The sequence below is a fragment of the Micromonospora parastrephiae genome (assembly GCF_016802865.1).
Lineage (GTDB): Bacteria > Actinomycetota > Actinomycetes > Mycobacteriales > Micromonosporaceae > Micromonospora > Micromonospora parastrephiae.
In genome coordinates, this window is sequence record NZ_JAEVHM010000002.1 from 37,782 (window position 1) to 64,769 (window position 26,988).

General features: G+C 68.4%; 24 protein-coding genes and 3 pseudogenes. 12 read left to right on the top strand and 15 right to left on the bottom strand.

Annotated features, from left to right (window positions below; genetic code table 11):
* Positions 1–112 precede the first annotated feature (112 nt).
* On the top strand, positions 113–1,036 hold the full coding sequence (locus JNW91_RS01020; protein WP_203173073.1) for a hypothetical protein: 924 nt from the start codon (positions 113–115) through the stop codon (positions 1,034–1,036).
* Positions 1,037–1,096: 60 nt separating this feature from the next.
* Here the strand turns inward: JNW91_RS01020 and JNW91_RS01025 are convergent, their stop codons facing one another.
* The 6 genes and pseudogenes from JNW91_RS01025 to JNW91_RS01050 all read right to left on the bottom strand — a co-directional run bounded on the left by JNW91_RS01025 (position 1,097) and on the right by JNW91_RS01050 (position 5,143).
* The gene (locus tag JNW91_RS01025) at positions 1,097–1,666 is read right to left on the bottom strand and encodes a hypothetical protein (RefSeq protein WP_203173074.1); all 570 of its coding nucleotides are present in this window, start codon (positions 1,664–1,666) and stop codon (positions 1,097–1,099) included.
* Between the two features lie 169 nt (positions 1,667–1,835).
* On the bottom strand, positions 1,836–2,165 hold the full coding sequence (locus JNW91_RS01030; protein WP_203173075.1) for a TraR/DksA family transcriptional regulator: 330 nt from the start codon (positions 2,163–2,165) through the stop codon (positions 1,836–1,838).
* 377 nt (positions 2,166–2,542) lie between these two features.
* The gene (locus JNW91_RS01035; protein WP_203173076.1) at positions 2,543–3,121 is read right to left on the bottom strand and encodes a dihydrofolate reductase family protein; all 579 of its coding nucleotides are present in this window, start codon (positions 3,119–3,121) and stop codon (positions 2,543–2,545) included.
* Positions 3,118–4,316 (bottom strand): annotated as a pseudogene (locus JNW91_RS01040) (RNA polymerase sigma factor). The gene JNW91_RS01035 and the pseudogene JNW91_RS01040 overlap by 4 nt, the downstream one beginning before the upstream one ends.
* Before the next feature lie 20 nt (positions 4,317–4,336).
* On the bottom strand, positions 4,337–4,690 hold the full coding sequence (locus tag JNW91_RS01045; RefSeq protein ID WP_203173077.1) for a YciI family protein: 354 nt from the start codon (positions 4,688–4,690) through the stop codon (positions 4,337–4,339).
* A 39-nt stretch (positions 4,691–4,729) separates the two neighbouring features.
* Positions 4,730–5,143, bottom strand: a complete 414-nt coding sequence (locus JNW91_RS01050; RefSeq protein ID WP_203173078.1) for a DUF6069 family protein — start codon at positions 5,141–5,143, stop codon at positions 4,730–4,732.
* A gap of 709 nt (positions 5,144–5,852) precedes the next feature.
* Between JNW91_RS01050 and JNW91_RS01055 the strand changes: the two genes are divergently transcribed.
* The 4 genes from JNW91_RS01055 to JNW91_RS01070 all read left to right on the top strand — a co-directional run bounded on the left by JNW91_RS01055 (position 5,853) and on the right by JNW91_RS01070 (position 10,314).
* Entirely contained in the window at positions 5,853–6,707 is an 855-nt protein-coding gene (locus JNW91_RS01055) for an SMP-30/gluconolactonase/LRE family protein (RefSeq protein WP_309244168.1), read from the top strand.
* A 28-nt stretch (positions 6,708–6,735) separates the two neighbouring features.
* Positions 6,736–8,448, top strand: coding sequence for a PQQ-dependent sugar dehydrogenase (locus JNW91_RS01060; protein WP_309244169.1), 1,713 nt, complete (start codon positions 6,736–6,738; stop codon positions 8,446–8,448).
* A gap of 218 nt (positions 8,449–8,666) precedes the next feature.
* Positions 8,667–9,023, top strand: a complete 357-nt coding sequence (locus tag JNW91_RS01065) for a YciI family protein (RefSeq protein WP_203173080.1) — start codon at positions 8,667–8,669, stop codon at positions 9,021–9,023.
* Between the two features lie 73 nt (positions 9,024–9,096).
* Entirely contained in the window at positions 9,097–10,314 is a 1,218-nt protein-coding gene (locus JNW91_RS01070) for an RNA polymerase sigma factor (RefSeq protein ID WP_407664230.1), read from the top strand.
* Positions 10,315–10,437: 123 nt separating this feature from the next.
* Here JNW91_RS01070 and JNW91_RS01075 read toward each other — a convergent pair whose 3' ends face one another.
* Entirely contained in the window at positions 10,438–10,830 is a 393-nt protein-coding gene (locus JNW91_RS01075; RefSeq protein WP_203173081.1) for a VOC family protein, read from the bottom strand.
* Positions 10,831–10,955: 125 nt separating this feature from the next.
* Between JNW91_RS01075 and JNW91_RS01080 the strand changes: the two genes are divergently transcribed.
* Positions 10,956–11,516: a GNAT family N-acetyltransferase gene (locus JNW91_RS01080; RefSeq protein WP_203173082.1), complete on the top strand. Its 561-nt coding sequence runs from the start codon at positions 10,956–10,958 to the stop codon at positions 11,514–11,516.
* Positions 11,517–11,525: 9 nt separating this feature from the next.
* Here JNW91_RS01080 and JNW91_RS01085 read toward each other — a convergent pair whose 3' ends face one another.
* Entirely contained in the window at positions 11,526–12,275 is a 750-nt protein-coding gene (locus JNW91_RS01085; RefSeq protein WP_238424049.1) for an alpha/beta fold hydrolase, read from the bottom strand.
* 195 nt (positions 12,276–12,470) lie between these two features.
* Between JNW91_RS01085 and JNW91_RS01090 the strand changes: the two genes are divergently transcribed.
* On the top strand, positions 12,471–13,025 hold the full coding sequence (locus JNW91_RS01090) for a hypothetical protein (RefSeq protein WP_203173083.1): 555 nt from the start codon (positions 12,471–12,473) through the stop codon (positions 13,023–13,025).
* Positions 13,026–13,227: 202 nt separating this feature from the next.
* Here the strand turns inward: JNW91_RS01090 and JNW91_RS01095 are convergent, their stop codons facing one another.
* Positions 13,228–14,100: an endonuclease/exonuclease/phosphatase family protein gene (locus JNW91_RS01095; RefSeq protein WP_203173084.1), complete on the bottom strand. Its 873-nt coding sequence runs from the start codon at positions 14,098–14,100 to the stop codon at positions 13,228–13,230.
* 331 nt (positions 14,101–14,431) lie between these two features.
* On the opposite strand from JNW91_RS01095, the gene JNW91_RS32965 reads away from it, so the two are divergent.
* On the top strand, positions 14,432–14,623 hold the full coding sequence (locus JNW91_RS32965; protein WP_407664231.1) for an aromatic-ring hydroxylase C-terminal domain-containing protein: 192 nt from the start codon (positions 14,432–14,434) through the stop codon (positions 14,621–14,623).
* 91 nt (positions 14,624–14,714) lie between these two features.
* On the top strand, positions 14,715–15,221 hold the full coding sequence (locus tag JNW91_RS01105; protein ID WP_203173085.1) for a polyketide cyclase: 507 nt from the start codon (positions 14,715–14,717) through the stop codon (positions 15,219–15,221).
* Positions 15,222–15,237: 16 nt separating this feature from the next.
* Here JNW91_RS01105 and JNW91_RS01110 read toward each other — a convergent pair whose 3' ends face one another.
* From JNW91_RS01110 to JNW91_RS33385, 4 genes and pseudogenes are all read right to left on the bottom strand, one after another.
* Positions 15,238–16,356 carry a Gfo/Idh/MocA family protein gene (locus JNW91_RS01110; RefSeq protein WP_203173086.1) on the bottom strand — a complete coding sequence of 373 codons (1,119 nt, stop codon included), beginning with the start codon at positions 16,354–16,356 and terminating at the stop codon, positions 15,238–15,240.
* Positions 16,329–17,036 carry a ThuA domain-containing protein gene (locus JNW91_RS01115; RefSeq protein WP_309244171.1) on the bottom strand — a complete coding sequence of 236 codons (708 nt, stop codon included), beginning with the start codon at positions 17,034–17,036 and terminating at the stop codon, positions 16,329–16,331. The genes JNW91_RS01110 and JNW91_RS01115 overlap by 28 nt, the downstream gene beginning before the upstream one ends.
* A gap of 272 nt (positions 17,037–17,308) precedes the next feature.
* On the bottom strand, positions 17,309–18,106 hold the full coding sequence (locus tag JNW91_RS01120) for a class I SAM-dependent methyltransferase (protein WP_203173087.1): 798 nt from the start codon (positions 18,104–18,106) through the stop codon (positions 17,309–17,311).
* A 311-nt stretch (positions 18,107–18,417) separates the two neighbouring features.
* Positions 18,418–18,517, bottom strand: a pseudogene (locus tag JNW91_RS33385) (tyrosine-type recombinase/integrase); the annotation flags it as partial.
* Positions 18,518–18,675: 158 nt separating this feature from the next.
* On the opposite strand from JNW91_RS33385, the gene JNW91_RS01125 reads away from it, so the two are divergent.
* The 3 genes from JNW91_RS01125 to JNW91_RS01135 all read left to right on the top strand — a co-directional run bounded on the left by JNW91_RS01125 (position 18,676) and on the right by JNW91_RS01135 (position 20,404).
* Positions 18,676–19,131 (top strand): DUF4383 domain-containing protein, encoded by a 456-nt coding sequence (locus JNW91_RS01125; protein WP_203173088.1) that lies wholly within the window; start codon positions 18,676–18,678, stop codon positions 19,129–19,131.
* Positions 19,132–19,510: 379 nt separating this feature from the next.
* Positions 19,511–19,732 carry a hypothetical protein gene (locus tag JNW91_RS01130; protein ID WP_203173089.1) on the top strand — a complete coding sequence of 74 codons (222 nt, stop codon included), beginning with the start codon at positions 19,511–19,513 and terminating at the stop codon, positions 19,730–19,732.
* Positions 19,733–20,170: 438 nt separating this feature from the next.
* Positions 20,171–20,404: a holin gene (locus tag JNW91_RS01135; RefSeq protein ID WP_203173090.1), complete on the top strand. Its 234-nt coding sequence runs from the start codon at positions 20,171–20,173 to the stop codon at positions 20,402–20,404.
* A 62-nt stretch (positions 20,405–20,466) separates the two neighbouring features.
* Here the strand turns inward: JNW91_RS01135 and JNW91_RS32970 are convergent.
* Both JNW91_RS32970 and JNW91_RS01145 read right to left on the bottom strand, forming a co-directional pair.
* Positions 20,467–20,673, bottom strand: a pseudogene (locus tag JNW91_RS32970) (ATP-binding cassette domain-containing protein); the annotation flags it as partial.
* 116 nt (positions 20,674–20,789) lie between these two features.
* On the bottom strand, positions 20,790–26,978 hold the full coding sequence (locus tag JNW91_RS01145; RefSeq protein ID WP_203173091.1) for a S8 family serine peptidase: 6,189 nt from the start codon (positions 26,976–26,978) through the stop codon (positions 20,790–20,792).
* Between the last annotated feature and the right edge of the window lie 10 nt (positions 26,979–26,988).

Here is a 26,988-nt window from a genome sequence, read left to right on the forward strand (position 1 = left end):
GCGATCCGCCTGCCCCCACCGTGTCCCCGGCCTGACTCGTCGGGCCGCGGCCGTGTGTCCGATGGTGTGCACATCCCTGTCACTACGACGTGTCCATGGCACCCTCGACAGCGTGCTGCCGGAATTCTCCGATTCCCCTAAACATCCGTGGGCCGAGTACATCGCGACATTCTCGGAGAGCGAGGTGGAGGAGATTGGGGACGCCGACCTGCCTGATTTATCCGCCATCCCGTGCGATTTCGACGAATCCGGGACCAGCTCGACGACAGATCTCGAGCTCATGGAGCTTTCCGAGATCCCCGGGCAGGAGCCGGACATCGCCGATCCGCTCGTCGAGACAACAGCTATGACTGCGGCAGAGGCAACGGACACTCCCGAGCGCACAGACCTTCCCGAGGTCCCAGAGCGGACCCGGGACCTTCCCGATCAGCTCGTCGAGACAGCAGCTACGACTGCCGCGAAGGCAGTGCTGTGGAAGGCCATGGAGGTCACGGCCGACGCTCTCGCCCCCGGCAGTGGGCTCGTCGTTCGGGTCACGAAGATCATTATTGATTGTCGCGGGGCTGTGAAGAGCTACGAACAGGGCGATGGCATCCTCCTCAACGTTCCGCTCCTCGATCTCCCCGGCCGGGACTTCTCCGCGAGTCTGCGGCTCCGGATCTTCGCCGATAACCCGTCTCCCGGCCTGCCCGCGGACCTCGCGATCGACTATGTCTCCGCGGACGGCCGGTTGGACAGGCTCAACCTCGTCGAGAGCGCCGACGCCTCGCCGATCCACGGGACCGACCTGCAGGGCCACAACCTTGATCTCCTGTTCCGCCACCCGCAGCGCCTCGTCCCAGCGGACACCGTCACCTATCTGCACCAACCGACCCGGACCGGGTGGATCGTGGTGCAACCGCTCGGAGCGCCGCCACGCTGCGAGGCATGGTTCACGTACAAGCTCAGCCTCACTCTCAACAGGCCGACCGAAACGGAGGCCAGGTGCACACGGTGTGGGCGGGTCGCGCCCGCCGAGCACGTATGCCTGAACTGACCCGCATCGGGCGCCTGGGCCCGCGTTCACGGGCGTGACGGGCCGCCCGACGAGCCGAGGTCAGGCCGCCGTCAGGTTGTATTCGCGCTCGGTGAACAGGTCCACATCACGGGGTCCCAGCTTGGCTATCCGGCGGGCGTGCAGTGCGAGCTGCCCGCGTGCTTCGCCGAGGCGGCGGGTGGCGACCACCATGTCATCGCTCACCTCGAACGATTCCTTGCCGCTGGACTTCATGGCCGCGTCCATCACTCCGTTGAACGCGGTCATGAGCCCGTTGGCCAGGGCGATGCCGTCCTGGTCGCCGCTGGTCCAGATCTGCGACCAGGCGGCCTCCACGGTGGCCATGTCCCGGGCCAGCCAGTCGTGCAGCACCATCGGATCCAGCGGCTTCTGCCCACCGAAAAGCTGGTCGCCCACCTCCCGCAGACCCGAGCGCCAGTATCTGGTCTGCCGCAGCGCCTCGGCCTTGTGCGACAGGCGCAGGGCGCCGGACAGCATGAGGATGTACGCGCGTTGCAGGTCGGCCCGCTCCCGGTGTCGCCGCCTGAGCCGAGTTTGCAACATGACCACGAACAGGGACGCGCAGGCGGTGATCGCAGAGCCGAGCAGAGCGGCGACGGTCGAATTCACGCCGACATGATGCCCGCCGATGGTCGGCCCCGACGCGCGGGGTCGGCCGCGGCCGTTGAGCGACAGTGGAGCATCGGGCTGGACGCGAGGGATGCGTCGCCGATTCATCTCCCACGTGACGGCGTGTGGCTGCCGTGCCACAAGCGCGGCACGGCAGCCACACCGGGGGTCACCCGTCGTGTTTTGCCTGGCACGGCACGCAGAAGCGAGCGTGCGGGAGGATTTCAAGCCGCTCGGCCGGGATGTTCTGGCCGCACTTCTCGCAGGCACCGTAGGTGCCGTCGCTGATCCGGCTCAGCGCACCGGTGATCTGCTCGATGGTGCGGCGGGTCGCCACCAGCAGCGCGGCGCGGTTGTGAGCCTCGCTGGGGTCGCCGGTGTCGTCGTTGAGCTCGGTCAGTTCCCGCAGCCGAGCCGTCTGCGTGGCGAAGTCTTCCGCCAGGGACGCTCGCAGATCAGCCAGCCAACTCTGGTCGACGGATCGATGATCGACGCTCATGGTCTACCTTTCGAGAGGGGCGTAAAAAGAAAAGGGCCGAAGCTCTGACAGCTTCGCCCTGGCGGTCGTTCCGGGATGCAACGATTCCGCGGGAGGGCCTCGGCCGGTTCGCGCCGGGCTCGACAGCCTGTGCGTCGGCGCGATGTGCGGCGCGCCGACAACCGGCACCCTCATTCCGGCGAGCAGACGCGCCACCGTCGCCACGCGGACAGCCCCGGATGCCGCCACCTCAGTGACGGCACGGAAGCGGAACGTCACCGGGGCCATGCCTCCACCATAGGGCGGTGACTGCGGCAAAGCCAACGCCCATGGCGGGAGCTCACTCCGGCCGCGATCAGCTTCGCCCGTCGACCTGCCGGGGTACAGGCACGGACGGCTCAGACATGCGGGGTGGGCCGGTAGATGAGTTCCTGGGAGCGACCGTCGAGTGTCCGACCCTCGATCAGCTCCAGGTCGAAGTCGGCCGCCCCCTGGAAGATCGGTTCCGTTCCGGTCCGACCGGTGATCACCGGGAAGATCGTCACCTGGACGAGGTCGACCAGACCGGCGGCCATCAGCGCCCGGTTCATCGACAGGCTGCCGTGCGAGCGCAAGGGCACGTCGGACTCCTCCTTGAGCCGGGCGACGACGTCGACGGCGTCGCCGCGCACGACGGTCGCGTCCGGCCAGTCGAGGGGGTCTTCCAGCGTGTTCGACACCACCGTCGCCGGGAGGCTCCTCATCCGGGTGACCCAGGCGTCCCGGACCTCGGACTCCTCGGTGCTCGCGGCCAGCATCTGCGCGAACACCCGGTACGTGCCGGCCCCGAAGACCATGCGTTGCTCCTCGCCGTACGAGGCGAGGCGGTGCTCAAGCAACTCGGGGCCCTGCTTACCCCAGTAGCCGCCCCAGCTGCCGCTGGTGGTGCCGAAGCCATCGAGGCTGGAAAAGACGTCGAAGGTGTAGGTAGCGGTCATGATTCACTCCAGGTGCGTGTGAGTTCGGTACGACGGTTGCGCAGGAAGGCGCGCTCGGTCTCGTTGGTGGCCAGTGCCATGGCCTGGTCGTAGGCGGCTCGGGCCTCCTCGTCGCGTCCGAGCCGAGCCAGCAGTTCCGCCCGGGTGGCGGGCAGCCGGTGGTAGCCCGGGAGGTCGACGTTCTCCAACGCCGCGAGGGCAACCGCCGGTCCGTGCACTTCGGCGACGGCGACCGCACGGTTGAGAGCGACGACAGGTGTTGGCGCGAGCGCGAGGAGCTGGTCGTACAGTGCCAGGACCTGCGGCCAGTCGGTGGCCTCGCCGTCGGTGTGCACCGCGCTGATCGCGGCCTGGATCTGGTACGGGCCGGGTCGGTTACGCCGCAGGCAACGGCGGACCAGGTCGTGGCCCTCGGTGATGAGTGCCCGGTTCCACAACGACCGGTCCTGGTCGGCCAGCAGCACCAGTTCGCCGGTCGGGTCGAGCCGGGCCGGGCGGCGCGCTCGGTCAGCAGCAGCAGGGCGAGCAGGCCCAGGACCTCGGGTTCGTCGGGCATCAACGCGGCGAGCTCGCGGGCGAGCCGGATCGCCTCGGCGCACAGGTCCGTTCTGATCAGCGGTCCGGCGGTGGACGTGTAGCCCTCGTTGAACATCAGGTAGAGCACGGTGAGCACGGGCGGCAGCCGGTCCGGCAGCTCATGCTCGGCGGGCACCCGGTAAGGGATGGCGGCATCTCGGATCTTCTTTTTGGCGCGCACGATTCGTTGGGCGACGGTCGCCTCCTGAATCAGGTAGGCCCGGGCGATCTCAGGTACTTCGAGGCCACCGAGCAGGCGGAGCGTGAGGGCGGTCCGCGCGTCAGGGGCGAGCGCCGGGTGGCAACAGGTGAAGATGAGTCGCAGCTGGTCGTCCTTCACCGGTCCCACCTCTCGGGGCTCGTCCTGGTGATGCAGCAGCAGGGCCTGGGCGTGCCGGGCCTCGCGGGTCGACTCCCGGCGGAGCCGGTCGACGGCCCGGTTGCGTGCGGTGGTCACGATCCAGGCGCCCGGGTTCGGCGGCGGCGTCTGCCATTTCTGCACCGCGGTGGTGAAGGCGTCCTGGACCGCCTCCTCGGCGAGGTTGATGTCACCGAGGAGGCGGGCCAGGGTGGCGACGCAGCGGCCGTACTCCGCGCGGTAGATGCTCGCCAGGTCCATGTCGGGTGGCCGGCTGCTGTTCAGGCTTGGGACAGGTCGTCGAAGGGGCGCACCTCGACCGGGCCGCACGCCGCGGCGCACTTCTCGGCCCAGGCCAGCGCCGCGTCCAGGTCCGCGCACTTGATGACCCAGAATCCGGCGATGTGCTCCTTCGTCTCGGCGAACGGGCCGTCGCTCATGGTGGTGGTGCCGTTGTCGACCCGGACGACGGTGGCGCTGTCCGGTGACGTGAGTCCCCCGGCGAAGACCCAGGCGCCCGCGGCCTGCAGTTCGTCGTTGATCCGGTCGGTCTCCCTGAACATGGTCTGCATCTCCTCGTCAGACGGGGCCGGCGCGCCCTCGACGAAGTGCACGGAAAGCAGGTACTGCTTCATGACGGTCCTCCAGTAGTTCGACGGTGGAATGACGACAGGTCAGGCGGCCAGGCGGCGCGCGACAGCGGGGATCACGATCGCGGCCGCGACCAGGTGGGTGAGCATCAGCAGCGCCTTGGTGGCCGTCCCGGCGTCGGCGATCACGTCCGGCACCAGCGACAGGGCCGTCAGCACCACCGTCGTACGGACGAACGCGCGCCGGGGGCGCCGAGCGAAACGGGACAGCAGCGCGGCGATGGCCACGCCGATCAGGGAAAAGACAGCGGTCAACGTGCCGAACCCCGACACCGGAATCGACGCGCCGCCCATGTCGAGGCTGATCCCCGCCGCGTGGCCGGCGGCGGCGACGGCCATGGTGGCGGCGCTCGCGACGACCGTGGCGATGACACCGGTCCGGATCAGCGCACCGACGGTCGACGTGGTGGCGCGGGTCGTGGTCGCAGTGGTGGTCATCGTGCCCTCCAACGAATGATGGGCCCGTCTGGGTTGCCGGGCTCTCACCAGGGCTACGAAGAGAACCAACCCCAATCGACAGGCGCAGCCGAATCTTTCCAAAAAACTTCGACCCCCGGGGTACGCCGAGGTCGCTTTCAGGACAAACCGGGACGATACGCTGCCGCCTTCAACGGGCACAGCCCGTCGACGCGGGCCGTCGGTACCGGTCAGGTGGGGAGCAGTCCACGGGGCCGACCAGGTGGGGCGTCAGCACCCGGCCGCCCGACCCTGGGCCACCCGCGCCGATCCGTCCACTGTGGCAAGAGGGCCCAACATATCTTCGTTGAACCTTTACGCATTGACCAGCGTCTTTATCTACTATGCTGGTCTTCGGAAGAATTATCGGAGTGAAACCGGCGCGGCCCGCTAGCTCGTAACTTACGCTGCCACATACCCACACCGTGCCGGCCCTCGCCGACGCCGATTGGAGTATTCGATGAGCAGGCGTCCATCCATTGCCGCGCTGGCCGGCCTGTGCCTCGCGCTCAGCACCGCGACAATTCCCACCGGTGCCGCCGCCACGCCCCCGGAGACCTCGCGCGCTGTCCATGTTAGCGCTCACGCTGCGGCCACCAGGGCCGATGGCGCGCTCGCCAATCCGCCCGGCGCGCCATCCGGGGTCTGCCCGGCGGGGACCGCGTACGGCCCACCCCTGCCAGCCAGTTCCGTGACGGCCACCAAGATCCAAAGTGGATTCTCGTTCCTCGAAGGGCCGCTCTGGGTCGCCGACGGCGGCTATCTGCTGTTCTCCGACATGGCCGCCGGCACCGGGCCGTACAACGTCCAGCCGTCCACGATCCGCCGGTTCACCCCGCCGGCGACCTTCGACACGTTCCTCGCCAACGCCGGCAGCAACGGCCTGGCGCTCAGCGCCGACGCCCAACAGGTCATCGCGGCCACCCACGACCAGCGGAACGTGTCCGCGTACCGGTTGAGCGATTCGGCCCGCAGCACCGTCGCGGCGAACTACCAGGGCCGGGCGTTCAACTCGCCGAACGACGTCGCGGTCCGATCGGACGGGGTTGTCTACTTCACCGACCCCAACTTCCAGCGCGGCAACCGCCCGGACCAGATGAGCGGACGTACCAGCGTCTTCCGCGTCTCCGGCAACCAGGTGACGCTGGTGGACGACCGCCTGCGCCAGCCCAACGGCCTCGCGCTCTCACCGGACGGGACCACCCTGTACGTGGGCGCCTACTCCGAGAACAAGATTTACAAGTACGCCGTCCAGCCCGACGGCAGCACCGGCGCCCGCAGCGTCTTCGTGAACTACGTCGGTGGCCCGGACGGCGGCACGATCGACTGCGCCGGCAACGTGTACTGGGCGTCCGGCTCGGACTCCCTGATCCACGTCTACTCCCCCGCGGGCACCCAGCTCGGCACGATCCGATCCGGCACCACGGGTACGACCAACGTGGCGTTCGGCGGGCCCGACCGGCAGACCCTCTACGTCACCTCGGGCCCGAGGAACGACTCCGGCCTGTACAGCGTGCGGCTCAACATCCCCGGATACCCGTACTGATCAAGACTTTCGGAAAGGGACGTCTCCCGTGCGGACCAGACCTCGCCAGCCCAGACATCTGGCGTCACTCGCTCTGCTGACGTGCGCCGGCACCCTCCTGGCCGGCGCGCCGGTCAACGCGGCCGGGCCGGCTACCGCGAGCGGGCTGCCCGCCCGGCTCGCCGCGGACACCACGCCGCCCACCCCGCCGACCAACCTGCGCAGCACCCGGACGACCTGCCAGTCCGTCACGCTGGCCTGGTCCGCGTCCCGGGACGACGTCGGCGTCGCGTTCTACGACATCTACCACGACGGTCAGCTGGTCACCGCGGTCAGCGGAACCACCCTGACCGCCACCCTCACCGCCGTGCAGGGCAGCACCTGGGGCTGGTACGTCAACGCACGCGACGCCGCCGGCAACGTGTCGCAGGCCAGCGCCACACTCACCATCACGCCGCCGTTCTGCCAACGCGACACGCAGCGACCCACCACGCCCACCGATCTCACCGCCAGGGTGAACGGTACGGACGTGACCCTCACCTGGTCGGCCGCCCGCGACAACATCGCAGTCACCGGCTACACCATCCTGCGCGACGGTACGGCGGTCGGTTCCATCGCCGGTACGGCCACCAGGCCGCCAAGCACCTCGTTCACCGACACCGGGCTGGCCGTCAACACGGACTTCCGGTACACCGTCGTCGCCCGCGACGCCCAGGGCAACAGTTCGGCGGCGAGCGCCGCGGTGACCGCGCACACCGGACCGGCCTGCACGAGCGCGGTCTGCGGCACCACCGTGGTCACCACCGAGCGGGACCTGCCCTGGGGGCTGGTGCAGCTACCGGACGGCAGCGTGCTGTACGGGCGGCGCGACCTGTTCGACATCGTCGCCATGAATCCCGACGGCACCGGCAAGCACAGCATCGGCACGGTGCCGAACACCGCCGGCACCAACGGCGAGGGTGGCGTGCTCGGGCTGGCCGTGTCGCCCGACTTCGCCGTCGACCGGTGGCTGTACATCTACCACACCACCACGACCGACAACCGGATCGTCCGCATCCGCTACGACACCATGCTGCGCACCGAAACCGAGCAGGTCCTCGTCACCGGCATCCCGCGCAACAAGTACCACAACGGCGGCCGGCTGCGGTTCGGTCCCGACGGCATGCTCTACGCCGCCGCCGGGGACGGTCAGAGCCCGGACCGGGCGCAGGACGTCAACGACCTGGGCGGCAAGGTGCTGCGCCTCAACCCCGACGGCACGGTGCCGCCGGACAACCCCTTCGGCAACTACGTGTGGAGCTACGGCCACCGCAACCCTCAGGGGCTGGCGTTCGACTCCCAGGGCCGGCTCTTCGAGCAGGAGTTCGGCAACAACGTCCTGGACGAGACGAACATCATCGTCAGGGGCGGCAACTACGGCTGGCCCGCCTGCGAGGGCACGGTCGGCGACTGCGCGAACCCGAACTTCACGGCGCCGATCCACACGTACCCGGTCGCCGAGGGCTCGTGCAGCGGCATCGCGATCGTGCAGGACGTGCTCTACACCGCCTGCCTGCGCGGCAACCGGATGTACCGCGCGGTGATCAGGGGCAACACGCTCACCGACGTCCAGCAGTACTTCGTCGGCACGTACTTCCGACTCCGCACGGTCGAGCCGACCCTCGACGGCAACCTGTGGCTGACCACGAGCACCGGAGGGGACAAGGACAGCACCCCGAACAACAGCAACGAGAGGATCCTCAAGGTGACCCTCGGCGGCTAGTACCGCACCGTCACCTGGCGCTCTCCGGTTCGTGCGGGCGCAGCCGCACGGTGCTGAGGCAATCTGATGAGGCGACCGTCCACCCGCACCGGAAGCTGACGCGCACCGATCCTTCGAACGGGCCAGATTCTCGTCGCCGCTGTCGATCTGCCGCCTGCCCGGCTCGTCGTAATGTAGAGGCCACCACGGAGGGGCCGGCACACGATGGGATATGAGACATGGCCAGGTACATGGTCCTCATCTACGGCGACGCTCAGCAGTGGGACACGATGACCGACGAGCAGTGGAAGGCGCACAACGCCGCCCACGCGGCGTTCGTGGCCAAAGCCGGCGCACAGGTGATCGACGGGCAACAGTTGGAATCGGTTCCCACGGCCACCTCGCTGCGGTCGGACGCCCTCGGCAGGATCAATACGACGGACGGACCGTTCCTGGAAACCAAGGAAGCGCTCGGCGGCTACTACCTGCTCGAGGCGGCCGACCTTGACGAGGTCCTGTCGCTGGCGACGCTGCTTCCCGAAGTGCACGCGACACACAGCGGTGTGGAGATCCGTCCGGTGGTCGACCACGGGTGACGTGGCCGACCACCGGATGAACGACGAGGTCGTCGCGGCGGTCGCCCAGGCGCACCGCCGCGACTGGGCCCAGGTGTTCAGCACCACTGCCCATCTGACCCGTGACCTCGACCTCGCCGAGGAGTGCGCCCAGGACGCGTTCGCACAGGCCCTGGAGACCTGGGCGGAGACCGGCATCCCCGACCGGCCGGGCGCCTGGCTCACCACCACCGCGCGCAACCGGGCCCGGGATGTCCTGCGCCGTGAATCGGTGTTCCGTCGCAAGATGCCACTGCTTGTCGCGGACGACACGGTACCGGGACCCGAGGGCGGCCTCGTCGACGACCGGCTGCGACTCATCTTCACCTGCACCCACCCCGCGCTGTCCAGGGAGGCGCAGGTCGCACTGACCCTGCGCCTGGTCTGCGGGCTGTCCACCCCCGAGGTGGCCCGCGCGTTCCTGGTGCAGCCGGCGACGATGGCCGCCCGTATCACCCGGGCCAAGAAGAAGATCGCCGCGGCACGTATCCCGTACCGGATACCAGATCCTGACCAACTCGAGGAACGGGTTGGCGCCGTACTCGAAGTCGTCCACCTCATCTTCACGACGGGCCACACCGCACCGGTCGGCGCGCACCTGGTCCGCCAGGACATGGTCGACAGTGCGATCAGCCTGGCCCGCATGCTGCACCTGCTCATGCCGGCCGATGCCGAGATCAGCGCGCTGCTGGCGCTGCTGCTCCTCACCGCGTCGCGTCAGGACACCCGCGTGTCCGCCGATGGGCGCCTGGTGCTTCTGTCCGAGCAGGACCGCTCACGCTGGGACAGGCAGCTCATCGCCGAAGGCCAGTCGTTGTTGCTTGTCGCGCTGCGGCGACGACCAACGCGGTACGCACTGGAGGCCGCGATAGCAGCCTTGCACGCCGAGGCGCCGACGTGGCAGGACACCGACTGGACCCAGATCGTCCGGATCTACGATGCCCTGTTCCGGGTGTGGCCCTCCCCCGTGGTCGGCCTCAATCGTGCCGTCGCCATCGGGTTCCGCGACGGTCCGCGAGCCGGGCTCGACGCGCTGACGCCGCTGCTCACCGATCCGGCCCTGGCCACGTACGGATACCTCAGTGCCGCCCGCGCCGACTTCCTGCGTCAGTTGAGGCAGTGGCCGCACGCCGCGACCGCCTACGAAGAGGCGCTGATCCTCACCGACAACGACGTCGAGCGCGCTTTCCTCACCGAGCGGCTGACGGACGTCAGGCGGCACCTGTTAGGACCGCCCACCGCTGGACCGTCGACGGGCTCCCCGAGCGGCTGACGCATAGCCGGCGGCAGATCTGGACGCCACCGCGCCGTGCTCGGTTCGGGCATGTCCGCGGTCTCTGGGCAGCCACGCCGGGATGGCCTGCGGCTGAAGGACGCGCGACCGGGCAGCCGGCCGCTATCCGTAGATGATCAGCTCCAGCAGAGAACCGTCCGGGTCGCGAAAGTAGATGCTTGTGCCCCGGCCACGCCCGCCCGAGCGGACAATCGGCCCCTGCTCCACCGGCACTCGATGGTGGAGTAGATGGGCCATGGCCATCTCCACGGTGCCCGGCCACACGAAGCAGAGATCGCTACCCCCCGGCCTCACCGGCGGGTTCGCCACCAGCGTGCCGACGTCCACACCTGGTCCGTGGACGTTGAGTTGCTGATCGCCGAACCTGTATGCGACTCGACCGTCGGCGTGGCCGACGACCTCCGCTCCCAGCACGTCTCGATAGAAGCCCGTCGACCGTTCCCAGTCGCTCACCGCGATCACGCAGTGGTCGAGCCTGACCTGGATCTCCGCCATCAACGAAATGTACCGGCAGATTGGCCCACGTAACTCGGCAGACGAGGACATCACCCGGGCCAGCGGAGCCGGTCGGCAGAATAACCGGACGTCTCGCCGAGGTGCGTCCACTAACGTGCCGCCTCATGGAGAGAACCGCCATACGCACCGAACGCCTCGAGCTTCCCCCGGTGCGTGATGAGGACGTCGACCGGATCCTGGAGTACCGCAATCTGCCGGAGGTCACGCGCTGGCTCCTACGCACGGAGGTTGACCCTGCGTCCTTCCGCGCTGCGTGGCAGCGCGCGGCAGCAGACCCCGACGACCACAGCGTGGTGGCCACGCTCGACGGCGTGGTGATCGGAACCGTTTCGCTCGATGTCGTCGACGGCATCGGCCAGCCCGGCATGCCACCGCGGACGGAGGCCGAACTCGGCTACATCTTCGATCCCGCCTACGGCGGCCGTGGTTACGCGACTGAGGCGGTCAGCGCACTGGTGGCACACGCGTTCGACCGGCTGAGCATTCGACGGATCACTGCCGGCTGCTTCGCGGACAACCTCGCCTCGGTGCGAATCCTCGAGAAGGTCGGCATGCGTCGTGAGCAGCACGGCGTCGGCGACTCCTGGCACGCCGAGCTGGGCTGGGTCGACGGCTACACGTACGCCCTGCTCGCCGAGACATGGCGTCGAACGGCGGCACTCTAGGGGTCACACCTAGCGGGCGGTGGCGCGGGCGGCGGTGTCGATGAGGTCCGCGACCGGGCCGGGTTGAGAGACCGCAACGGCGTGGGACGCGTCGATCTCGACCACCGTTGACCCGGCCCGCTCGGCCATGAAGCGCTGCAGGTCCGGCGGGATGCCCAGGTCCTGGGTGGTGATCAGGGCCCAGGATGGGATCATCTTCCAGGCGGCCCTGGTCACACTCTCCCGCTGGGCGGCTTCGGTGGGCGGTCGCTGGGTGACCGCCATCAGTTCAGCGGTGTCGGGATCGACGTCGGCGGCGAACACCGCCGGAAACTTGTCCTGGTGGATGTACTGCTCCATGGCGGTGCCACCGTCGTCGAGGGGGATCGGCACCATTTTGATGGAGGTGCCGAGCTGGCTTCCGGGGAACTTGACGGTCAACTCGGCCACGCTTTCGCCGACGTCCGGGCTCAGGCTGGCGCAGTACACCAGAGCCTTGACGTTGGAGGCGCCATCCGCGGCCTCGGTCATCACTGATCCGCCGTACGAATGAGCGGCCATCACGACCGGGCCGGACACGGTGTCCACGATAGATCGAACGTAAGCAGCGTCCTTCTGCACACCACGCAGCGGGTTCGCGACGGCAATGACCGGGTAACCTCGCCGCTTGAGATGAGCGATCACCCCATTCCAACTCGACGAGTCGGCGAATGCGCCGTGGACGAGCACGATGGTCGGCATCCCTGCCCCCTTGGCAGACATGTCAGAAGCGGCGTTCATCTGGCATTCCTTCCGAAAGACCCGGCTATCCGCTGAACGCGATAGCGCAGACCGGACGACGAGGATGTTCGATCGGGCGTCTCTCTGGCGGCCGCATACCGGCCCCCATTCCCGGCCGTGGGAACTGTGCAGAACCCAGTATCCAAGGCCGACCAGACTTCTGTCAGCGACATCCGGAAAGCCGGCTGTACGACGATGGGTGCTTCCGCCCTGGGCGGTGTCGCGATCGCGACGACCGAAGATCACGCCGCGCAGGAGACTGCCGGCGTCGGGAGCGTGAAGGGTTGGGGGCGCCTGCACTACCCGGATCCAACCCACGACGTGGAGTTCTCCGTGGACGCCACGGTCACCTACCCTGCGGGGACGGCCAACCCGATGGATGGTGTCGCCCGCGGCACGGCGCGCATCTCTCACCACGCTCCGAACGCGGCGGGCGGCCCGGTGACGATCTGGGCACAGATCAGGGTCGACTGCGTCGTCACGGGTGGCCGGGTCGCCACCGTTACCGGCGAGGTCGTCGACGCCGACCCGATGAGCCAGAAGAACAGGTGGGTGGGGCAACGGTTCGGTTTCAGCGTTGCCGACAACGGCAGGGGGCACTTCGATCGGGTGGGATGGTCCGGCCCACAGCTGCGCGACGTACCCGGGCGGCCAGACGATCCGGAGCTCCGGTGGTGCATGGCTCCGGCGCCGTTCCACACCGTCCGGGCAGGTGGTTACACGGTTTTAGGCGCGAACTTCTTCGAGTGAATGATGCTCGGGGCCGGCGGGTCCTGTCGGTTTCGGGCGTACTGGATCGCGCACGGTCACGGCGCCTGCCCAGCGGCAGAGCCGCGACGGACACCGGGTCAGGGCTCGGTTGTGTCGCTCGATCCCGCCGGCTGCCAGTCCTGCCTGACCTGCTCCAACCGCGAGCGGGAACAGGACTCGCAGCCGGCGGAGGGCGAGCGCGTCAGTTCTGGATGGAGAACGTCGCGACGACACCGTTGTGGTCGGAGTTGGTGCCGCCGACGATGTCGTAGTCGGTCATCCACATGAGCTGGTACTCCGGCAGCCGCTTCCAGAAGTAAACGTAATCGATGTGCCGGTTGCCGTGCGTTCCGGTGCCCTTCTCGCCGTAGAGGTTGTAGTTGGAGCGCAAATTCGGCAGCTCGTTGGCCTCGAAGACCTGCCACGGGAACTTCGCGTACCCGTAGCTGCGGTCGGCGCTGAAGTCGACGTTGAGGTCACCGCTCACGATGACCTGGCCCTCGTCCTGCTTGTCGACCGCCAGGTCCTTGAGACCCTGGAACTGCGCCTCGGCACACCTGGTGCGTGGCAGGTCCTCGGGCCGGCCGGCGGTCTCGATGCTGGCCACCGCGTGGGCGTTGATGTGTGTCACGTTGCGGCCGCTGGCCTTGTGCCGATACTTGACCCAGTTGTTGTACCGCGCGGGCGGCACCTCGCCTGGACCGTTGGTGTCACACACGAAAATCGAGCCCTTGTCGAGTACGTCGAACATGCTCTTCCTGGCGATCAGCGCCTCGCCGGCCTGGTTGGTCCCGCCCGGCGCGTACAACCACCAGCCGTTGTCGGCGGCCCAGCTTTCCAGGAAAGCCTTGCGGTTGCCGACCTCGTTGAGACCGACGAGATCCGCCTTGGACGCGATCAGGTTCAGGTCGTGCGTGAAGTCGGCCTGGCTCAGTCCGTTGTAGATGTTCAGCGTCGCCGCCTTGAAGGCCACGGTCGCCGCGGCCGCCGGAGTGGCCGGCAGCACGGCCGCCAGCGCGACCGCGGCCGCGAGAGCGCCCAGGGCGCGGGCCGACCAGTGTGTTGTTTTGCGCATCGACTTCCCTTCGCACGAAACCGCCGTCGGTGGCGGCCAGCGCACCCTATCGATCCGAGTCGACGCGACAGCGAACAACGGGGGACGAACGAGGGCCGCCTTGATCGTCGCCTTCGGCCCGCCGGACGCTCCCCCACCACGGAAGCCGCGCGCCGCGCCTGCCGTGGCGATGAGGCACACCCCGAAGGGATCACGATCAGTTCGGCGAAGAGTTCCCGCAGGACCAATGATCTCGTCGCCGGGCCGATGAGCGCCGACTGCGCCTGGGTGGACATGACGACCCGTTCGGCGACGGGGCGACGCTCTGACCCGCGCGGCCCGGCCGCTGCTGCTGCACTCCACGGGTGCCTACGCCGCAGTCGCCGCGCCGCGGCGGGACCGGGTCGACGTGGTCACCGGCCCATTGCAGGGCACGACCGCCACCGCGTTACTCGTACGCCCCGACTGCTTCATCGCCTGGTCCGCCGGGTACGCCGGCACGCTGCGCGCCGCGCTCACCCACCACTTCGGCCTTCCACGATGACCAGGGTGTTTGCGCAGGACCGGCCCTGCTGGTGCGCATGTCGGGAGTAACTCCGGGCGTCGGCGTCGCCGACACGGCGGAAGATGAATGCATGATCGGTGACCGGTGGGGCGTTACTGACAGCGAGACACTGCGTTCCTATCCCTGCGACGACTTCGTCGTCTCGCCCGCCCTACAGGCGTGGCGGGGAGTGGGGATCGAGGTGCCCGCCGCGGCGGTGTGGCCGTGGGTAGCCCAACTGAGGCTTGCACCGTACTCGTATGACTGGATCGACAATCTCGGCCGCCGCTCACCCCGACAGCTGGTGGGCCTACCCGAGCCTCAGGTCGGGGAGGCATTCACCACCGCTGGCGGACGGAAGTTGGGCAGGATCGCCTCGGTCGACCCCGGCAGACAGCTGACAAGCACCATCATGGGTGCCTTCATGTCCTACGTCCTTGTGCCCCAAGAGCACGACACGACCAGGCTGCTGCTCAAGGTCGTCATGCAGACGACCCGCTGGGCCGCACCCGGCCTGTCCGTCGGCGACCTGATCATGGCACGACGGCAGTTGCTGAACCTGAAGCAACTCGCCGAGCGCAGCCAACGCCAGGGATGAATTACGGAACGAGAGTTCACTGTCCGTCTGCCTGGTACGCCTTCCAATCCTCGACCGGGGTGAGCGGAACCGGTGCCGGCCGCTCCACCACCGTGGTCAGCTCGATCCGCCGGCCTTCGGCTGCCGACCGGAGCAGGGTGGTCATCGTTTCGAGGACGTGCAGCGCGACGTCGCCGCCGGCGCGCGGCAGACGCTGACCGTCGGCGCTGACAAGGTCGATCAGACCGATGCCTCGGGAACCCTCGGCGTAACCGGCCCGCGGTTCGAGAACACGCCATTCGGTGCCGCCGAGCGCGAACAGGCGGACCTCACCGTCGAAGTGGTTCGGATCGGGTACGGCGAGTGTGCCGGTCTCCCCGTGTACCTCGATCGGTGCGGCCGTCGTCGCGACGCCGTCGAAGCTCGTCGTGATCGTGGAGAGAGCGCCGTCAACGTGCTCGAGCACGCCGGTCACGTGGGTGTCGACCTCCACCGGGATCCGTTGGCCGATGCGCGGGCCCGAGCCGATGACGCGCTCGACGCGCAGGCGGCTGGCGGCCCCGTTCACCGCGCGAACCGGCCCGAGCAGGTGGATGAGCGCGGAGATGTAGTACGGCCCCATGTCCAGCAACGGGCCGCCGCCCGGGGCGTAGTAGAAGTCAGGGTTGGGATGCCAACGCTCGTGCCCCGGGGTGACCATGACGGCCGACGCGGACAACGGCCGCCCGATGAGCCCACCGTCGATCGCCGCCCGCGCCGTCTGCGTACCCGTTCCCAGGACCGTGTCCGGCGCGCACCCAACGCGGACGCCGACCGACGCGGCCCGGCCGATGATGGAACCGCCGTCCTGGAACGTCACCGCCAGCGGCTTCTCGACATACACGTTCTTGCCCGCGTCGATCGCGCCGAGCGAGATCTCGGCGTGCGCCGCAGGGATCGTGAGGTTGAGCACCGTCCGCACGTCCGGGCGAGCGAGCAGGCGCTCCACACTCAACGCCTCGGCACCGGGAATCACGGCGGCGACCGCAGCCGACCGGGAGGCGTCGAGGTCGGCCACCGCGGCGATGGACACCGCAGGGTGGTTCGCGAGCGTCTCCAGGTACGCGCGGGAGATGACCCCGAGACCAACTACGCCGATGCGATGCGGGTCGCCCACACCATCCCCCTCTCGACAACGGTACGGACGCTCGGGTGCTCCAGCACGTCGAGGCTGTGTCCCGGGGTCGTCACGACAATGCGCCCGGCACCCCACATCCGGGTCCAGATCGCCGGCGACGTGACGGGTCGGTGCCATGGGTGCCAGGCCTGCGTGGGGTGGGTTGTCGTGGCCAGTACGTCGATCAGGTCGTCGTGCAACACCCAGTACTGCTCGGTGGCCAGGTCGAAGTCCTCGATTCCCGCAGTGATCGGATGCTCGCGGCCGAGGTCGGTGATGCGCACCGTGTGCGGCAGAAAGTTGTCCTCCGCGCCACCGCGACGCTCGCACGGCTCCTTACCCGGATGAGTCGCGAACTGGCCGCCCACCAGATGCAGGTACTCCGAGGACGCGCGGAACGAGTCCACGATGCCGCCGTGCCAGCCGGTGAAGCCCGTACCGGCGATGACCGCCGCGCTGAGGCCCGCCACCTCGTCGGAGGTGATCTGCGACATCGTCACGCACTGCACGACGAGGTCCGTGTCGGCCATCTCGGCGACATCGGCGTAGATCTCCGTCGACTCCTCAACCCGTACCGCATAGCCGCTACGTCGAAGGAAGGGGATGAACAATTCCGTCGCCTTGACCGGCTGGTGCCTCTCCCACCCGCCCCGAACCACCAATGCCCTGCGCTGCGCCACCCTCGCTCCCTCCCACGGTCCGTCGCCCGGGCTGGCCGCCTCACGCTTGGCGACGGGCCACCGATGCCCGTGCATGTCGAGCACCGAAACCGTACTCGTGATTGCCTCCGAAGCCGGTGTTGGCCAGGTTCCGCGCTGACCGGTCCGCCGTTGAGCGCTCGGGCTCGCGAACTGGCGCGGCGACTCGGACGGCGCGGCAAAGCTGGAGAGCCCGCGTTCGTTCGCTGTCTGTTCGAGGTGACGGCAGTGCGCAGATCGGACGCCGAGCCGAGTCACGGTGTCTTATGCGCGATGGCGAGCCGAGTCCGGTACTGCTTGGTAATTGCTCCGCCGTAGATGTCGTCGATCAGGTGAGTGATGCACGCGAACAGGCCGGCGCGTGCCTGCGGTGCCATGGCTCGATTGCCGGAGTAGGTCATGAGCAGGTTCAGATACTCGGGGGCCGTGTAGGTCTGTTGCCACTCGTAGCGCCGGAATTCGGCTGGCCCGAATCGTGCCGATCGATCGAACTCTGCTGCCTCCTCGGGGGTTTCGTCGTCGGTCGTCAGGCGCATACCGGGCGGTGTTGTGGGGTCGAAACGTTCGTAGCAGCGTTGTGCGTCGGCAAAGAAGGCGTTCGTTCCGCCGGCGATGTGGTGAGTCGAGACGATGCCAAGAGATCCGCCGGGCCGCAGCATGTCCGCTGCCTTGATCATGCGCACCTCGGGGTCAAGCCAGTGGAACGCGGTCGCGGAGAGAACCGCGTCGAAGGTTCCGTCCGAGGGCTGCCAGTCCTCGAACGCCGAGACGACGACGGTGACGTTCGGGAACTGAGCGAGATTGCGTCGGGCGATGGCGACCATGTCGGGGCTGAGGTCCATCGCGACGACGGTGCATCCCAGTTGTGCCAGGGGCAGGGTCGCTTGGCCGGTGCCGCATCCGATCTCCAGCACCCGAGCGTGCGGCCCGAGACCGGCGAGCGTGGCGAGGTCGGTGAACAGCGGGGGTGGATAGCTGGGACGGCACTGGTCGTAGAGTTCGGCGTCCTGGCCGAACGTGGTGCGCAGCATTTCTCGGTTGGTGTCGGTCATGGTGGCTGGTTGTCCCTTCAAGTCGCGCAGGCTGGGATGCTCGGGTGCCCCGGGCAGGAACGGGCGCACCCGCGACGCCCAGTCGTGGTCAGGCGCCCTCTGCGGGAGGATCCTGAGTCCGTCGAACACCGCCGTGCAGTTAACGGCTCCGGGATTTTGCCGCAACGGCAGTGCCGTGACGGGGCCATCGCTCGGCCGGTGGCACAACTCCATGTCGGGGAGTGGGTCCGCGGGCACGCGCGACATTTTCCCAGCGGGGGTCCGCTGTTGGCGGCGATCGACAGGTCGGGGCCGGTTGTTGTGGACAGTCACGAGTGGCCGAGCAGCTCCTGCACGGCTTTGAGGTCCACGCCCCGCGCGTACAGCGACGACGGCGCAAGAGTGCCGCAACCCGCGCGGCGTCAACCGGCCCGGGCAGCCGCTGTTCGGCTGATCGTCGGACAAACCATCACCGAACTGTGATTGCCCTCGTTAACTCCTACCGGTGCTGACATGTGTCGTCGCGTCCCGTTTGGGGCCCGCCGGACGGGGCACATGGGCCATCATCCCGATCGATGGAGGTATGTGACATGGCTAGCAGATCCCTTTCAGGCACCGCAACAACCGGCAAGCACCCCGTTCGTACCGCCGCTCAGGTGGTTGGTGCGGTCTTCGTGCTCGTCGGGATCCTGGGCTTCATCCCGGGGATCACGAGCAACTACGACACCATGATGTTCGCCGGGCACGAATCCGAGGCGAAGCTCCTCGGGCTGTTCCAGGTGTCGATCCTGCACAACCTGGTGCACCTGGCGTACGGCGTCGCTGGCCTCGTGCTGGCCCGCACCGTCTCGGGTGCCCGCACGTACCTGATCGCCGGCGGTGCCATCTACCTTGTGCTCTGGCTCTACGGCCTGGTCATCGACCACGGCAGCGGCGCCAACTTCGTGCCGCTCAACAACGCCGACAACTGGCTGCACCTGTTCCTCGGCCTGGGCATGATCGGCCTTGGCGTGGCGCTGACGCGTCGCCCGGCTGACCGCCGCTGACGCTCCGGTACTGGATGGGAGAGCTTGATGTGAGGATCGAACGGGCTCTCGGCCGCGTCCAACAGCATCGAATCATGCACGGCGCCCATCCGCGATCCTCGGCACCACATCAACATCGGTCACGCCTCATGATCCCCTCGGGATGATGCCATCTGACCAGTCAGTTCAAGATCGACAGGGCAAGGCCCCAGAGCCTGTCCTGTCGATCTTGCACTGACGCTGCTCGGACCAGGTGCCCGGACGGCGACGGATGGGGGCGATTCTGCGCGACGATATTGGTCACGCCTGCCGCCGTTTGGGCGACGATCTGTCGATCACATGGAATCTGGCGGACGTGACACTGGCGCCGATGTGACCAACGTCGGATGCCTCTCATCTGGTGTGGCGTGAGGACGTCCCCGCCGTGTTGGCTGCTCGACGCGGGCAGCGTCTTGAGGCGGTCGAACTTTTTGAGTGGGCCGGTGGCGACCTGGCGGACGGCAGCGTCGCTGTTGCTCTGCAATTCCGGGACGGCTGGCTGACCATCTACAACGCCCTAAACGAGAACGGGCTTTCGTTCGGCCACCTTGAGCCTGAATACCGCCGACTCCGTCTGGGATAGTGCGCGCTCCGGCTGCCCGGATTGCAACTCGCCTGCTCGGGCCTTGCTGCCCGTCAACGGTGGTTCCGTATCGGAGGAAACCGGAAGGCACCGCATCTGCGTCGGGACATACGTGGCTGGCCGATGGGACGGCCGCACAGTTTCTCGGTGAACGGGTCTTCCGCGATGGTGCACACCCTCAAGGCGCTGAACACCCTCTCCCGGGCCCGGGCGTGTCGTACGGCGCTGTGAACCTGTCGATGCCGTCCTGCCGAACGCCACGCCGGTCGGCGGACACCTCGCGCACTGCGGCGACTACCTCCTCGCCGGGGCGTCTCGGTCGCTAGCCGGTGCCGTACTGGCCGGCCTCGCCGGACAACGAGGCAAGCACCAACCCCTCCTGAGCAGGCACTCTTGGCACATGGACCATTCCACGAACCTACCCCCGGAGGTATCAACATGTTCACCACGAAGTTCTGGAAGGCCGCCGCCGAGCGGGCGGTGAAGAGCGCCGCGCAGGGTCTGCTGCTCTACTGGGGCGCCGACGTGGTGTTCAACGCCTGGCAGGCGGACTGGGCGGCCGCCGGTGGCATCGCGTCCGGTGCGGCCGTGCTGTCGGTGCTCACCTCGCTGGTCAGCGCGAAGGTGTCCGGGGAGCCGGACTCGCCGAGTCTGGTTCCGGCCGAGCAGTAGCCCGTACGACGGAGCGCCCCCGCTGGCTCCGGCCAACGGGGGCGCCTCGTGACGTCACAGACGGTGGCGCCGGGCACGAATCCAGCATCCTGCAGCATCGCGGCGACCCGGCCGGCGCGGACAGCGTCAGCGGCCAGCTGACCGATCAGGGTCACGGTGCCCGTGTCCGGCGGGGCGAGTCCCAGCATGATCGAAATGGCGGTGGTCGTACCGGCGCCGTTGGGGCCGAGCAGGGCGACGAGGTCACCTGCCTCGATCGTGGGGTCCAGGTGGTCGACGGCCGGGACGGAGCCGGCTCAACAGAGTGGTGTAGTCGCGGTCAGAGCCTCCACGGCAATCCTTTCCGTGGAGGCTCTGACCACTGTTGGCGGATGGGTTGGCTATCTCATAGGCGCGGGTCCTGCTGGACCTTGAGGGCGTTGAGGATCGGGTCGCCCTCGCCGTTCTCGCGGCGAAGCTCGATCTTCAGGTCGCCACCGGCGTGTTCGACGGTGACCGCGTTCATGTCCGCGGTCAGCGCACCCACCTTCGCCTGTACGTCGTGGTCGTAGAGCACGACCTTGCCGTCGGCCAGGACATCGAAGGCACGCTTGCCGGCCTTGACCTTGTCGATCTCCGCGAAGTCGAGGCCGATCCGGTACGTCCCGGCGGGGGCGTTCTTGAACACGTAGCTGAACGTCTCGCCGGTCCGCTGGGTGCGGAACAGCGCGTCGTCCTCGGTGCCGGCGATGTCGGCCCTGGTGGTGGCTGCCTTGCCGCCGACGTAACCCCACGGCCGCGAGCCGAGCCCCTGGTCGGGTGACCAGACGAAGCCGTCGGTGCCGACGTACCCGGATCCGCCGGCGTCGACGCCCTTCCAGTAGGCCGAGGTCGCCAGCCGGACCGGCTTGAGCTGGGCTTCGCCCTTGCCGGCGTTCGACGCCACGAGCAGGTCCCCGACGAGCACGCCGGGCGCGACGCCGGCGTTGTCGGCGATCGCCGTGACCGTGGTGGACTGGCCGACCGCGAGCGTGACCGTGCCGGTTGCGGCCGCGCCCGTGAGGGTCAGCCACGGAAGGTCGGCGGCCTCGTGCCCGCCGTCGCTGGTGCGCTTCTGCTCGCTGACCCGTACCTCGAGCGGGGCGGAGCCGCTGTTGGTCACGGTCACGTCGGCCGTCGCCCTCTGGTCCTTGTCGAGGAGCCAGTCGAGGTCACCTCCGCTGATGGTGGCGACGCCCGTGGTCAACGCCGTGTTGACCACCTCGGCCTGATCCTTCTTGGCGATGGTCACGGGGTGGCTGGCGGTGACGTAGTTCGGCGCCGAGACCTGCACGGTGTTCTCGCCGACCAGCGCCTGGGCCTTCCACCGGCCCTTCTCGTCGGCGGTGATGACCCGTTCACCGCTCGGCCCGCTGAGCGTGACGATCGCGCCCGCGATCGGCTTGCTGTCGTTCGCGTCGGTGACCGTGCCCTCGATCGTGCCCGCGGCCGGGAGGGTGTACTCCAGCCCCAGGCCAGCCTTCAGAATGGGCTGGTCGAAGGAGTACTGGCTCGCGGGGTTGCGGTTCAGGCTCTCCAGGCCGACCGTCGCCGACGACCCTCGGGTGAGGGGGTTGTCGCCGCCGACGCCGTCGCCGTACCCGATCTGGACCCGTCCGTCCGCGATCAGGGTGACCGAGAAGCTCACGCGAGCCGTCCGGTCGCTGTAGAAGGCGACGTTGCGCCACTCGATGACCTGCGCCGCCACCCCGTCCACCTCGGTCGTGCCGAAGTAGATGCCTGCCTCGTCGTCGACGATGAGGTCGTCCCAGAGCGGATAGATCGCGTCGATCGGACCGGGCGACGGCAGTGCGTCGTTGTTCCCCAGCGTGCTGGCGCGGTCGAAGGTCAGCGTGCCGTTCGTCGTCACGCATACCCCGTCCCACGCCGTGTCGTAGAACGGTTGCAGGAAGCTGGAGTCGAACCACAGCACGCCGCACAGGTCATCGCCGTGCCACCCGGACTCCTCCGTGCCCTGGCGGTAGAGCCCGTCGGTCACCTTCAGCGAGTACGACCGACCGGCGGGGGCCACCGGCACGGGGCCCGGCTCCGGCTCCTCGGGCTGGGGCTCCGGCTTCGCCGTGTCGGCGCGTGGGTCGAGCGTCACCCGCAGCGCGGCAATGGTCGGGGCCTTCAGGCCCTTCGAGCCTCGCAGCTCCACGGTCAGCGGACCGCCCTCGTGCTTCACGACGGCGGTGCGCCAGTCGGCGGTGTTCGGCCCCACGGCCGCGGCCGTGTCGTACGCGTACTCCGTCAGCGATCCGTCCACGAGGACGTCGAACACCCGCTTCCCCTTGGCCACCTTCTCGATCTCGGCGAACCCGAAATCGATCGCGTAGGTGCCCTTGGGCGCGTCGGGGAAGCGGTAGAACAGTTGCTTGTCCGACGTGGTGCGCTGCGACTGGAACAGGGCGTCGTCCGTCGTGCCTGCGATCCCGGCCTTCGTGGCGGTGACCTTCGTCTTTCCCTCGTAGCCCCACGCCTTCTTGCCGGCGGGCTGGTCGGCGGACCAGGTGTAGCCGGAGCCGTCGGTGAACGATGGGCCGCCGGCGTTGACGCCGACCTGGTACTTCGTGGTCGTGAGCGTCACCGGGACGTAGGTCTTGGACTGGCGTCCGGAGTCGGACCTCACCACGATGTTCGCGCCGAGGACTCCTGGCTCGGTGTCCTTGGAGGAGATCGAGACCCTGACGGTCGTCGACTGACCCGGGGCGAGGGTGCCGCCGGTCGAGGAGAGCGACAGCCACGGCAGGTCGGTGAGCAGGTCGTCCTCGACGTCGACCAGCACGACGTCGTCGGCGACCTGGTCGGCCGCCCACAGCGCGCCGGTCGAGTCGGTTTCGAGTCCGCCGCCCTGGCCCGCCTTCTGGCCAGGGAACCACCACGCGTTCACCAGCGAGCAGTCGTCGGGGTCGACCTGAAGCAGGCGCGTGGGCCGGTTCGAGGTGAGGTCGGTGTACCAGATGGTGTCGGACGCCTGGTTGTAGGCCAGGCCCATCACCTCGGGCAGCGGCGGGGCGCAGAAGGACAGCAGCGCACCCGCGTTGTCGTGCGACGTCCCGGCGACGGTTCCGATCATGCCGTTGGCCCGGCCACCGACGTAGAACACGTCCTCCGTCGGGTTGTAGGCGAGTCCGGTCAACTGCAGCGTGGACCAGTCACCCTTGATCTGCCGGGTCTCCTTCCCGGTCTTCCGGTCGAAGCAGTGGATGTAGCTGGCCGGGCTGTCCTCCATCTGGCACATCTCACCGGTCTTGGTGTCGAGCGCCATGTCGAACGCCCGGTACGCGGGGTTCCATGACGCGTCGAAGACCTTCCCGGTCGGCTTGCCCGTCACCGTGTAGGCGGTGTTGGTCCGCGCGTTGTAGTCGTGCACCCAGACGTCGCCGTCGTACCCGATCCCGGAGGGTTCCTTCTCCTGGATCGTGCCCGGGATGGCGATCCGGGTGATGACGTCACCGCCGGAGGTCACGCCGACCTTGCCGGCCGCCTCTGCTTCCGCGACCTTCGCCGTCGCAGCCTTGCCGTCGACGTTCGACGGCTTCATGCCGCTCGCACCGGCCCTCCACGCGGTGAGGTCGATCGTGCTGTCCGCACCCTTCCCGGTGCGCGTGGTGGTGCCGGCGGCGTCAAGGTCGGGGTGGCGTGCGGCCTCACCCAGGTTGTACGTGAGTGGGGCGGAACCGTTGTTGGCCAGCGTCAGCGAGCCCACGCCGTTCTGGTCGGTGCCCAACACGGCGTCGAGGCCGTCGGCCTTCAGGCCGGCGACACCCGTGGTCAGACGCGCGTCGATCTTGGCGTTCGCGTAGAGCTTGTCGAGGGAGAAGGGGTATGCCGCGGTCGTGTAGTTCGGCGCGTCGACAGTCATGGTGTAGTCGCCGACCGGAAGCTGGCGATGCACGATGCCGGTTCCGTTGGTCGTGACGGCCTCGACGAGTCCAACCTTGTTGGTGAAGGAGACCTTGGCTCCGGCCACCGGCAGCCCGTCGTTCTTGTCCAGGACTGTCGCGTCGAGGTACCCGAAGTCAGGCATGTCGTAGGTGACGATCATCCCGCCCCGCAGCACCGTGGCGCTGTCGGAGAACCGGATGCCGTCGACACCGGCCCAGCCCTGTATGCCGGTGATGCCGTGCGCGCCGGCGGTCACCGGGTCGTCGGTCCCGATGCCGTCGCCGTACCCGAAGATCACGGTGCCGGAGCGGGTGAGGGTGGCCGAATAGCTAACCGGCTCCGTGTACTCCGACCGGTCCGGATAGGCCCAGAGTTTGGCGTTGCGGAACTCGACGACGAACGCGTCCTCGCCGTTGACCTTGGTGGCGGCCGTGAAGACTCCCCCGCCGGGGCCGAACTCGACGGGGGTCTGGACGTAGAACGGGAAGACGCCCGCACCGCCGCTGCCGGGTCCGGTGGTGGTGTCCGGGGAGATCACGCCGCGCAGGCTGATGCCGAGGGTGTCGTGGCTGCCGTTGTAGAGCGCGATCGGGAACGGCAGCTGCACCGTCGCCCACACGCCACTGGTGAACGTGACCGGGTCGGTGCCGCGCAGGTACTCGCCGTCGGAGACGGCGCAGCTGTAGCCGCCCTTGTCGACGACGAGCCCGACCGGGATCTCGACCGACTCGTTCTGCGCGCCGACGGTCAGCGGGACCGTCGTCGGCGAGAAGCAGGCGTTGGGCTTGACGTTCAGCGTGTACCCGCCCTCGGGGACAGCGCTGATCGTGAACGCGCCGTTGGCGTCCGTGCGTACCGGCTTCAGCGGGGTGTCCTTGACGGAGACGTCGGCGTTCGGGACGGGCCGCTTCTTGTCGTCGACCACCCTGCCGCTCATGTCGTGCTTCGCGGCGGCCGTGAGCGGCAGCTTGACGGAGGTGTCCTGGCCGAGGGAGATCGTGACGTTGGCGGCCGCGGCCAGGTAGCCGAAGACCTTGGTGCTGAGCTGGTAGTCGCCGACCGGGAGGTTCGTGGTGAACCGGCCGTCCTTGTCGGTTCCGATCGAACGGCTGAACGGCCCGCTGATCGTCACCTCGGCGGCGGGGACCGGGGCGCCGTTGGCGGTGACGACACCGGTGAGGGTGCCACCCTTGCGGGGCGCGAGCTCGAGGAGGCGGACGAGGTCGAGCCGGCCCTCGCCGTACTTGTTGTTGATCTCGGCGGTGCCGCCGCACTCGGTGTCGTCGACGTCGACGGCCGACTCGCCGAGCAGGCGGCGGGTCTCCTCGACCTGCCCGACGAGGGTCGGGTCGTAGCTCCACAGCGCCGCGACGGCGCCGGCGACGTGGGGTGCCGCCATCGATGTGCCGGACATCTCGGTGTAGCTGTTGTTCGGGTAGGACGAACGGACGGCGTCGCCCGGAGCGGAGATCTCGGGCTTGATCCGGCCGCCTTCACCCTCGCCCTTGCGGGAGAACGACGCGAGCGTGCCATCCGATGAGTAGGCGCCGACGGAGTAGGCGCTCTCGGCGGAACCAGGCGAGGAGACGGTGTCGCAGGCCGCGTACGGCGTGGTGTTGCCCGATGACCAGACGCTGAAGATGCCCGCGGCGCTCCAGGCCTCGTCGATGGCTCGGAAGAAGTCGTCGAAGCTGTGCTCGACGGTCTGGCCCCACGAGTTGTTGATGACGTGGGGGCGCTTGGAGGGGTCGGGGTTGTTCCCCTGGACGTCGGTCGGGGCGAGCAGCCACCAGCCGGACCGCAGCAGTGACTCGACGCCGGTGCTGTCGCAGCAACCGTTCGTCGCGATCCACTGCGCGTCCGGGGCGACGCCGACGTGGTTGGTGCCGTCGTCGCCGACCATGGTGCCCATGGTGTGCGTGCCGTGTCCGTTGTCGTCGCACGGTGTGCCCGTGCACGTGCCCCGGGTGGCCATCCAGTTGTAGTTGTGGTCGATGGTGCCGTCGGGCTTCGCGCCGCGGTACTGGTGCATCAGGGCGGGGTGGTCGAATTGGACGCCCGAGTCGAGGTTGGACACGGTGATGCCCGCGCCGGTGGCGCCCATGGCCCACGCCTGCGGGGCGTGGATGGCGTCCAGACCCCACGAGACGGTGCCTGCCTCGCCGGTGGCCTTCGGGGCGGTGGGGCGTGCGGCCTGGTCAGTGGGGACTTTCTGGTCCACCGGCTCGATCAGCGCGACCTGCGGCGTCGCGTGGATCTCGGCGACCTGCACCCTCGAGGCCACGTCGAGGGCAAGCTTCTCGGTGCCCCCCTTGACGAGCACGGCGTTGGCGATCGGGTAGGAGGTGTATTTGACACCTGCCCGGTCGAGTTCGGTGGAGACGGATGCCAGGGAGTCCTTCGCCGCTGCGGTCAGCGCGCCGTAGACGAACTGACCACGAGCGGCCCAATCGGCGATCTTCTTCGCTGGCCCGAGGTCGGCTTCGGTCTCGAACGTGATCCAGAAGTCGGAAGCCGGAGACGTACGGAAGCGTTCCTTCAGGCTCGACGCGATCTTCTTGGCGGCCGTGCCGGGATCCGGCTCAGCGGCGGACGCCGGCGATGGCTGGATCATGCTGAGGCCGACCACAGCGGCCAGCGAAGCCGCGAGGGTTTTGAGTCTCATATGGGTCCTT